The sequence below is a fragment of the Rothia sp. 27098_8_161 genome, assembly GCF_041432905.1.
Taxonomy (GTDB): Bacteria; Actinomycetota; Actinomycetes; order Actinomycetales; family Micrococcaceae; genus Rothia.
In genome coordinates, this window is the sequence record NZ_JAPWAL010000067.1 from 1 (window position 1) to 809 (window position 809).

Genomic DNA, 809 nt, shown 5'->3' on the forward strand with positions numbered 1-809 from the left:
TACACAGCCGGAACATACGTGTGTAACCACGTGTTCTACGAGGGGCAGCGCATTAGCCGTGAACTGGGTTTGAGCATTCCCGCCGGATTCGTGCACGTGCCCGCAACGTGCGCCGACGGCGAAGAGAGTACCGAAGGCATCGGTATGACCGCTCACCGTGACGCCGGTGGCGTAGTCCGTGACGAGCAGGGCATCCCGCAGCTACCCGAATCCACCGTGGTGCGCATTATTGCCGAGGTCGCCTCCGACACCCTGCCCGCAGTGGACTAACAGCACGGCATTGAGCTAGAACCCGTACAACAAAACCGCCGGATAGCCTCCCTCACTGGGATCCTATCCGGCGGTTTGTGTATTTGTGCTGAGCTAATTTGCGCTGGGCCAACACAGCCAGGCTATAACACCGGCACATGCAGGCTCACACTACTACTTGGTGCGGTTCTTCAGGTAGTAGTCAATCAGAGAAGCGGTCGAAGAATCCTGACGAGCCAGAACCTCACGGTCACCTTCAATAGCGGGAACCAAATCCAGCGCCAGCTTCTTACCCAGCTCAACACCCCACTGGTCGAAGGAATCAATGCCCCAAACAACACCCTGAACGAAGGTGATGTGCTCGTACAGGGCAATCAGGGAGCCCAGAATGCGCGGGGTCAGGCGCGGCGCCATAATGGAGGTGGAGGGGCGGTTACCGCTGAAGATACGTGCGTTGACCACGTGCTCTGCGGTGCCCTCTGCACGAACCTCTTCCTCGGTCTTACCGAATGCGAGAGCCTGAGACTGTGCGAAGAAGTTAGCCAGGAACAGTTCGTGAA

2 pseudogenes are annotated in these 809 nt (G+C 58.1%); one reads left to right on the plus strand and one right to left on the minus strand.

From position 1 onward, the window contains the following. Positions 1 to 270 (plus strand): annotated as a pseudogene (locus tag O3648_RS08425) (pyroglutamyl-peptidase I); the annotation flags it as partial. 153 nt (positions 271 to 423) lie between these two features. Here O3648_RS08425 and O3648_RS08430 read toward each other — a convergent pair. Continuing rightward, positions 424 to 809, minus strand: a pseudogene (locus O3648_RS08430) (glucose-6-phosphate isomerase); the annotation flags it as partial.